Raw genomic sequence first — 9369 nt, 5'->3', positions numbered from 1 at the left:
CTAATGAGCGCTCCACTGCGGTGCCTCAGCGAGACTTCTACCTCTATTTTATCCAGCCAAACGATCCACCCCGGTTCAAGGATACTAAAGAAAGTGACGAAGTCTTCTTTCGTCTGAAAGGGACTGATGAGGAATTCCAAACCGCGCTGAAGAGTTACGCGGCTGCCCTTGACCTTGCGGCCACCTCATCGGGCCATGCCAAGTCCACTTATGAATCCAAAGCCAACGGCTTCCTGAAGAAGCTGGTCCAGTGGCTGCAGAAGCACATGACCAATGCCTTCGAAGTCACCTATCAGGGCCGCGCCAAGTCCATGACCGAATGGGCCAAGGGTAAATCCATCCGTGACTTGTCGGGCCTGTCGCCCCACGAGACCATCAATTTTCGCGATTTGGTGAACACCATTGCCGGTGTTTGCTTGGCTCCAAGCTTCGAGAACCAGGCGCCGGACTACCCCTTCTTCTCGGTGCTCATCACCGGCAACAATCGCGCTCAGGCCGTGCTTGACGCTCTGCGAGCCATCGCCGGGCAGAACCGTACCAAGCAGGCCACAGCCGTACTGGATGCCCTAGATCTGCTCGACGGCGAGAAGCTTGACCCCTACAAGTCGAAGTACAGCAAATTTATCCTTGATGCCGTCAAGTCCAAGGGCCATGGTCAGGTGGTGAACCGCAGCGAGATTATCCAGGACGACCACGGTCTGGAATATATGAATCCAGGCGCATCAAGGCTCGAGCCCGAATGGGTAGTGGTTATCCTGGCTACATTGGTCTACTCCGGCGATATTGTTCTCGCCATTCCGGGTAAAAAATTCGACGCTACCGGCCTTGCGCAGCTTGCCGCCACCGGCATGGATGAACTGATCCGTTTCAAACATCTGGAGCAGCCCAAGGAATGGAACCTGCCCGCGCTCAAAGCGCTGTTTGAACTCCTTGGTATGACGCCTGGTATGGCCCAGCTTGTTACCCAAGGCAAGGACGAACCGGTGAAGAACCTGCAGCAGGCCGTAGACAAAGTGGTCAAACGCATCGTCACGACCCAGCAGACCCTGCGTGATGGGCTGTCATTCTGGGGAATGGATCTGCTCGCAGATACCGACCTTGCCAGCCAGGTCAGCGGACTGGATGAGGCCAAGAGCTTCTTTGAATCACTCCAGGCCTATTCATCGCCTGGCAAGCTGAAGAACTTCCGCTACAGCGCCCAGGAAGTAATGGCTGTTGAGCCAGCTGTGAAGGCTCTGGATGAGTTGGATTCCCTGCGCGAGTTCGTCATGGATTACGGGCCGACGGCATCCTGGCTCTCCACTGCCGAAGCGGTACTGCCTGCCGAGCATGATTGGGTGGACCGGATGAAGGCCACTCGGCAGGATGTGCTGGACGCACTCAAGCAGGCAGACTTGACTAAGCTGGCCACGCAATCCCAAGGCATCGGGGCCAAGCTCCAGAAGCTCAAGAAAGATTACATTGTCGCGTACATTGGCCTGCACACCAAGGCCCGGCTGGGCGTGAACGACGATAAGCGTAAAGCGGCGCTGCTCAATGATGCCCGCCTGCAGACCTTGCTCAAACTAGCTGGTATCGACCTGATGCCCCGGCAACAGCTCACCGACTTCCAGAACCGCCTGGCCGGATTGAAGAGCTGCTTTGCACTGACAGAGCAGAACCTCGACTCCACGCCTATTTGCCTGCATTGCGGATTCCGGCCATCGCTGGAAACCAGCGCGGCCACAGGTTCGCAGGTGATCGATCAGATGGATGCTCAGCTCGATACCATGTTGGCTGGCTGGACCTCCACAATCCTTGGCAACCTGGAAGACCCGATCACCCAGGCCAATATGGATCTGTTGAAGACCGACGACCGCGAACCGTTGGAGGCCTTCATCAAGTCGAAGGAATTGCCTGCGCCGCTGGACAGCAACTTTGTCCACGCCCTGAAGGAAGTGCTCTCCGGCCTGGTGAAAGTAACCGTTACGGCGCAGGAACTTCAAACTGCCCTGCAGGTGACTGATGGCCCGGCAACCCCGGCTGAGATGAAGAAACGCTTTGAGGAATACATTGATCAGCTCACCAGGGGCAAGGACCCGGCCAAGGTACGGATCGTCATTGAATAAATGTGGTTGAAAGGGTGATCAATCTGAGAAACAAGAAACCAGCAAGGATTTGGATATGAGTCAAAACAGTTTATTCGATGCGCTCCCAGAGGAGGCACGGAAACCATCTGGCCCGGTGACTTGCCTCGGGATGACCTTTGAGAACGACGAAGCCCGCCGCGCCCACTTTACCGAGGAGCTGCGCAAGAAGCTGCAGGATCCGGAATTCCGCAAGATCGAAGGCTTTCCCATTGGTAGTGACGAGGATATTCTGAACCTGAGCGATCCGCCGTATTACACCGCCTGTCCGAATCCATGGATTACTGATTTTGTTGCCGAATGGGAAGCGCGGCAGCCAGGGCAGCCTGAAGGCTACCACTATCACCGTGAGCCTTTTGCAGCAGATGTGAGTGAGGGCAAAAACGACCCGATCTACAACGCGCACTCTTACCACACCAAGGTGCCGCACAAGGCTATCATGCGCTACATCCTTCACTACACGGAGCCGGGCGACATCGTGTTTGACGGATTCTGTGGAACTGGCATGACGGGTGTGGCCGCACAGATGTGTGGTGATCGTGATGTGGTTATGTCGCTTGGCTATCAGGTTAAGCAGGATGGCACCATTCTCCAGGAGGAAATTAACGAAGATGGTAAGAAGATTTGGAAGCCATTTTCAAAACTTGGAGTGCGTCGGGCAGTGCTAAACGACCTTTCACCGGCAGCCACATTTATTGCGTACAATTACAACACTCCGGTGGATGTGGCGACTTTTGAGAAAGAGGCTAAGCTCATTCTTAAAGAAGTTGAAGAAGAATGTGGGTGGATGTATAAGACATTACATACTGACGGAAAGACCAAGGGAAAAATCAATTATATGGTATGGTCGGATGTGTTTGTTTGCCCCGAATGTGCTAACGAAGTGGTATTTTGGGAAGCCGCAGTGGATAAAGAGGCTGGTAAAGTAAAAGATACATTCCCATGCTCGCACTGCAATACAGAACTGACCAAACGCAACATGGAACGGGCGTGGACAACAAAATTTGATAAGGCTTTAAATGATACGGTAAGGCAGGCAAAACAGGCGCCAGTGTTGATCAATTATACCGTGCAGGGAAGCAAAGGACGCTTTGAAAAAATACCTGATGCGGTTGATCTGGCTCTCATTGAAAAAATCGAAAATGCCGATATTCCCTATTGGTTTCCGACTGACCGTATGATGGAAGGGAAAGAGACCCGCCGAAATGATCCGGCAGGCATTACCCATGTGCATCATTTTTATACCAAGCGAAATTTGAGGGTGCTGGCTGCTATCAGAAAAAGAAGCTCCTCTAACTTTTTGATTAGTCAATTTGCAATGTGGTGGACATTGACGAAACTCTACAGATATAGATGGGCAGGAGGTATAGCGGGAGCTGGTGGTGGTCCTATGGCTGGTACATTATACATTCCGTCCTTGATTAAGGAGATTCCTGTTTTGGTTTCTGCGAATGACGTGTTTAATAAGAATATTCGCAAGAAAAAATTATTTTCGGATTTTTCAAAACAACTACTTTCAACGAGTTCTGCTGGTTGGGTTAATCAAAATAATTACAGTGTGGATTACATTTTTACAGATCCACCTTTTGGAGCAAACCTCAATTACTCTGAGCTAAGCTTTATCTGGGAGTCGTGGTTAAAGGTATTTACCAACAACAAACCCGAAGCCATAGAAAATAGTGTCCAGAAAAAAGGCCCTGAGGAATATCGTCAATTGATGACTTCCTGTTTTAAGGAAGCCTATCGTGTATTGAAGCCGGGACGCTGGATGACGGTAGAATTTTCAAACACCAAGGCATCGGTTTGGAACTCTATTCAAACCGCACTGACAGAAGCAGGATTTCTGGTCGCCAATGTTTCAGCATTGGATAAACAGCAAGGCAGTTTTAAAGCAGTAACAACTCCCACAGCCGTTAAACAAGACCTTGTTATCTCAGCCTACAAACCCAACGGTGGCTTTGAAGAACGATTCCAGAAAGAGGCCGAAACCGAAGAAGGCGTCTGGGATTTTGTTCGTACTCATCTGAAATACCTGCCCGTAACCAAGCACCAGGGTGCATTGTTACAGTTCGTCCCTGAGCGTGATCCACGCATCCTGTTTGACCAGATGGTGGCCTATTATGTCCGTAAGGGTTATCCGGTACCGATATCCAGTCAGGAGTTCCAGATTGGGCTGACGCAACGTTTCATCGAACGGGATGGTATGTATTTCCTGCCGGACCAGGTTGCGGAATACGACCGCAAAAAAATGACCTCTGGCGGGATGACTGAAACTGTCGAGATGTTCGTCAAAGACGAAGCATCGATGATTCAGTGGTTACGCCAACTGCTCAAACAGAAGCCGCAGACCTTTGCCGATATCAATCCGCAGTTCATGCAGCAACTTGGCGGCTGGGACAAGAATGAGGCCCAACTCGACCTGCGTGAGCTGCTGAACCAGAATTTTCTTAGCTATGATGGCAAAGGCTCGGTACCAGAACAAATCCATGCTTACCTCTCGTCCAACTGGAAAGACCTGCGCAACCTGCCCAAGGATGATCCCGCTCTGATTGCGAAAGCACAGGATCGCTGGTACGTCCCAGACCCCAATAAGGCAGGCGACCTGGAAAAGCTCCGTGAAAAAGCCCTGCTCAAAGAATTTGATGAGTACAGACAGCGTAAAGGGAAGTTCAAGCGTGGTGAAACCTTTCGAATGGAAGCCATCCGTGCAGGCTTCAAGAAAGCATGGCAGGAACGCGATTACCAAACCATCATTAACGTAGCCGAAAAAATCCCCAATAAAGTTCTCGAAGAAGATCCAAAGCTGCTTATGTGGTACGACCAGGCAGTTACAAGAATGGGAGGCGAATAGCTATGATTACCAAGTGGAAGGTATTCAACTTTAAATCGATCCGGGAAGAGACCGAACTGGATCTCGGGCCGCTAACTATTTTCGCAGGGGCAAATAGCAGCGGAAAAAGTACGTTTATCCAATCAGTTCTACTTATTGCGCAGACGCTGGCGCACAAAGTAGGTTCTCGATCTGTCGTTTTGAATGGTGCGCTCACTAGCCTTGGCCAATTCGATGATTTGAAATCGAATGGCAGTGGTTCGGATCAAATCACAATCAAATTTACGTGCCAACCGCTATCCGATCAAGATGCATCGGCTCAAAGAAGGGCGCAGTTCACGCCACGTAGTGCTATTTACTACGGCCCGCATTCTGATCAGATTCAAGAGATCGCTTGTGAGATCTCCTTTGATGCCGACCCTTCAAGTACCCAGCGGGAGTTATTTCAAATACAACCTCGGCTTTTTGCTACTCAGTTGTCCTGCTTATCCAGAGACGAGGATAACATCGATCAGAAGGCAGACATTTCCATTCACCACTCAACCATGGCTATCTCGGAGATTGAAGGTGCTGATGGCGTCAGTGAAATCGATGACCAGCTCAGGGCCAGCTTGGACTATGCGGTTGAGCTTGATGAGGGTTCAATGGCCGAAGTAAAGGAGGATTTCCGGTCGGCCAAACCTATCGGGTGCATGCTCAGGCATTTCCTCCCGGAGAGAGTTGTCTACGAGATCGATACGATTGAAGAGGATGCGAATGCCATCACCCTGGCGCTTCAGGAAGATGCACGCAGGGCGATGGGCCTTCGGCGCCGCAGGGGAAGAGATATTCTCCTTTCTGAAGAGATTATTGCTGTCTTGCGCGAAGCTCTCCAAGACACGATTGATTTCGACCAGACATTCAAAGACAGAGACAGGCAGGAGTCCCTATTTGGATCTGATTCCGAGGCGCTCACTTTCCGAGCATGGCATGAACGACTGCGAGAATTATCGCAAGATGAACGTATAAAGGTCCAGCAGGTACTACGTGAGTGCGAGGATCTATTTGACCGCATTCACTCGGCCATGAAGGAGTCATCGGCTCCGGAGTCTGAAACCCATGCGTTCGTCCAGGCTCGGCCGCCTCGTTTGATTACCGAAGCTACGTGGTATCTAGATAACTTCTTTGCCTCGTCCCTGAAATATCTGGGACCGTTAAGGGATGCACCTAAGCCATTGTACCCACTTGCACCAGCGGCTGACCCACATGATGTTGGTTTACGCGGTGAACACACGGCATCCATTCTTGAACTACACAAGAACAAGAAGATCAGGTACATCCCGTCAGCAAATTTCAAGTCTCCTGTAATTGATCGCAAGACGGTCACCAGGACACTCGAAGCTGCCATTATCGACTGGCTTAAATATCTGGGTGTTGCCAGTTCGGTGAAGAGCCAAGATAAGGGGAAGCTAGGACACGAACTGAAGGTGGGACTCACCAATTCGGATAGCACGTACGACCTCACTCACGTAGGTGTGGGTGTAAGTCAAGTATTGCCGATCCTTGTTATGTGTCTTTTATCAGATGACGACTCCACTCTGGTTTTTGAGCAGCCAGAGCTGCATTTGCATCCAAAGGTGCAGACCCTGCTTGGTGATTTTTTTCTTTCGATGGCGTTATGCAACAAGCAATGCATTGTTGAGACCCATAGTGAATACTTCATAGATCGCCTTCGTTTCCGGATTGCTGCGGCCACACCTGAGAATGAGCTAAACAGCCAGACCAAGATCTATTTCGTTGAAAAGCCATCCCATGGGTCATTCTTCCGTGAGGTAGTGATTAATGAGTATGGTGCCATTTCGGATTGGCCGGAAGGATTCTTTGATCAGTCTCAACAGCAGGCCGAAGAAATTCTTAGTGCTGCGTTAGCTAAAAAACGAGAAATAACGAATAAGGATTAATTTAATGCTGGCCCAAGAGGTGATTATCGATCCGTATTTGCTGTGTCTACCCAATCCATGCGACTCAGTCGATCAGCTTGAGGAATTTATTCAAGCCATAGTTGGGTGGCGCGGGTTTCTTGATAGAGCAGATACTTGTGTTTTATTGTCAGATTCAGTCAGGATTGCGCTTAATGATGATGGAGAATTTCCACATAGGCACAGATTGGCCGAATTAATAGATAAATTTGGATGCGATTTTGCGGATGCTAATACTGTTTCAAAGTTGGCAAATTCGATTTTGGAAAGAACGCCCGCCCTAGAAGACCATTATGAGATAAACGCCGTTCTCTTTGATGAAGATTCATTCGAGTGCGTTCCGATGGCGATTCTTAATCGTTTAAAGAAGAATTGCAGATCGGCTTTCAAGGATGACCTATTAGTTGCTGGCATAAAAGATAAGGAGCGAACATCTGATAACCTCGAATCACATTTGATCGTCGCTTCTGGAGGGGAGATTGATAACCCATCACCAGATAACATAGCCATCAAGGCAGACATTCACGATATTGGTATGGTCACAAAGGATGCCGCTCCAATTTTTAAGATGCCGATCTCTATTTCTCAAAGCATTCCAATCATTTTTAGTCATGAGCAACTTATCAAATCTCTCGACCTATGGACCATCTGGGATGGGGCTTCAGATGAAGAAGCGGTTCGCTTGTGTATCGAATCCTGCGTCAATAATCTTGTTTCATCAGGAGTAAGTGATGACGCGATATGTAATTTTGTCATTGGAAGCGACTTTGTGTCGTCGCTTCACAAATGGAATGCAGCCTCAAGACATGACTATGCAATGGTAACGATTGAGTCATGCGTACGCATTGTTCTCGGAATTCCCAAAAATCCTATTAATGAATTTAGAGAAAGTGCAGAGGGAACGGCAAAGCAGCGAAATAGAGACGATGGAGCATTGGCCTTCAGAACGCATCTGACCAAAAAAGGGGTGGGGCTCAGATTGATGTTTTGGAGGCATACCGATGGAACAATTGAGTTCGCCAATATCGGTGGCAAAGACGAGCTGGAAATATCATGAGTTTGTGGCAATACAGCACCGTTCATAACAGTCCTTGCAAGGTCATTGAAGAACAGACCTTGTGGGGGCAGACGGTTTGTCGTGTCTGGTTGCCGAATCAGGATGCGGTGGTGCGGGTACCCCGCTCCGCCTTACGGCCGCTGATTGCTGACATACAGCCGGAAATCGAAGCCGGACGCATTGCCTACGTGGCCGCTGCCGCCAAGGTGGCGGAAGTGCTCGAATGCTCCACCAGCGCTACCGATGGGCATGTGCTGCTGGATCCCATGGAGTCCAATGTCATTCCACTGCCGCACCAAATCCATGCATTGTCTCGTGCTATCTCTGGCGACCGCGTGCGCTATTTGCTGGCCGACGAGGTTGGCCTTGGCAAGACCATTGAGGCGGGCCTCGTCATGCGCGAACTCAAGCTGCGTGGGCTGGTACGCAGAACACTGGTGGTGGCTCCTAAGGGTATCGCTACCCAGTGGGTAGCGGAAATGCAGACCCACTTTAATGAACAGTTTCAGCTCGTGCTGGGTGACGATATCAGCACGCTGCAACGTCTGGCCCAGGGAACTGATCACCGAAGTACGCCCTGGTTGATGTTCGATCAGGTCATTGTCTCCCTGGATTCGGTCAAGCCAATGGATAGGCGACGTGGCTGGTCAGCGGAACGTGTGGCCGAATACAACCGCAGCCGCTACGAGGATCTGATTACCACTGGCTGGGATTTGGTGGTCGTGGATGAGGCCCATCGCCTGGACGGCAGCACGGATCAGGTTGCCCGCTACAAGCTGGGCCGTGGGCTGGCGGAGGCCGCGCCATATGTGCTGCTCCTTTCAGCCACGCCCCACCAGGGCAAGACGGATGCCTTCCATCGCTTGATGAGCCTGCTGGATGACGACGCCTTCCCGGATATGGACAGCGTCTCCCGCGACCGGGTCGCTCCCTATGTCATTCGCACCGAGAAACGAAAGGCCATTGATGCCGATGGTAAGCCGCTATTCAGGCCACGGCGCACACAGATGGCACAGGTAGCTTGGGAAACCCGTCACCACCTCCAGCAGCTTCTTTACGAGACCGTCACTGACTATGTTCGCGAAGGCTACAACCAGGCCCTGCGCGAGAAGAAACGCCACATCGGTTTTTTGATGATCCTGATGCAGCGGTTGGTGGTATCGAGCACTCGAGCAATCCGTACCACACTGGAGCGACGGCTCGCAGCACTCAAGGAGAGCGAGCAACAGGCCAGTCTGCGCTTGGCGGGGCTGGAAAACGACTCGGAAATCTCAGATGGCTTTGACGAATTGTACGACATGGACGGCCAGGAGTTGCTTGACGAGCTTCTGAAATCCCATGTGTCCGCCCTGCAAAGCGAAAGCAGCCATGTGGAGACTCTGCTCGATGCCGCCCGCC

General features: G+C 50.9%; 5 protein-coding genes. All 5 read left to right on the top strand.

Annotated elements, in window-relative coordinates:
* Window positions 1–2108: DUF6079 family protein (locus ACOCD2_RS06970; RefSeq protein ID WP_419625653.1), on the top strand; the 2108-nt coding region annotated here is incomplete at its 5' end.
* A 55-nt stretch (window positions 2109–2163) separates the two neighbouring features.
* Window positions 2164–4977: a DNA methyltransferase gene (locus ACOCD2_RS06965; RefSeq protein ID WP_419625651.1), complete on the top strand. Its 2814-nt coding sequence runs from the start codon at window positions 2164–2166 to the stop codon at window positions 4975–4977.
* A 2-nt stretch (window positions 4978–4979) separates the two neighbouring features.
* Entirely contained in the window at window positions 4980–6896 is a 1917-nt protein-coding gene (locus ACOCD2_RS06960) for a DUF3696 domain-containing protein (RefSeq protein ID WP_419625649.1), read from the top strand.
* Between the two features lie 4 nt (window positions 6897–6900).
* Complete coding sequence (locus tag ACOCD2_RS06955; RefSeq protein WP_419609080.1) at window positions 6901–7971, top strand: hypothetical protein; 1071 nt, start codon at window positions 6901–6903, stop codon at window positions 7969–7971.
* Window positions 7968–9369: DEAD/DEAH box helicase (locus tag ACOCD2_RS06950; protein ID WP_419625647.1), on the top strand; the 1402-nt coding region annotated here is incomplete at its 3' end. The genes ACOCD2_RS06955 and ACOCD2_RS06950, both read left to right, overlap by 4 nt.

The organism is Thiolapillus sp., from assembly GCF_048562965.1.
GTDB classification, from domain to species: domain Bacteria; phylum Pseudomonadota; class Gammaproteobacteria; order Chromatiales; family Chromatiaceae; genus Thiolapillus; species Thiolapillus brandeum_A.
Note: the sequence above shows the minus strand (reverse complement) of the source record. Positions and strands in the feature narration are given on the sequence as shown.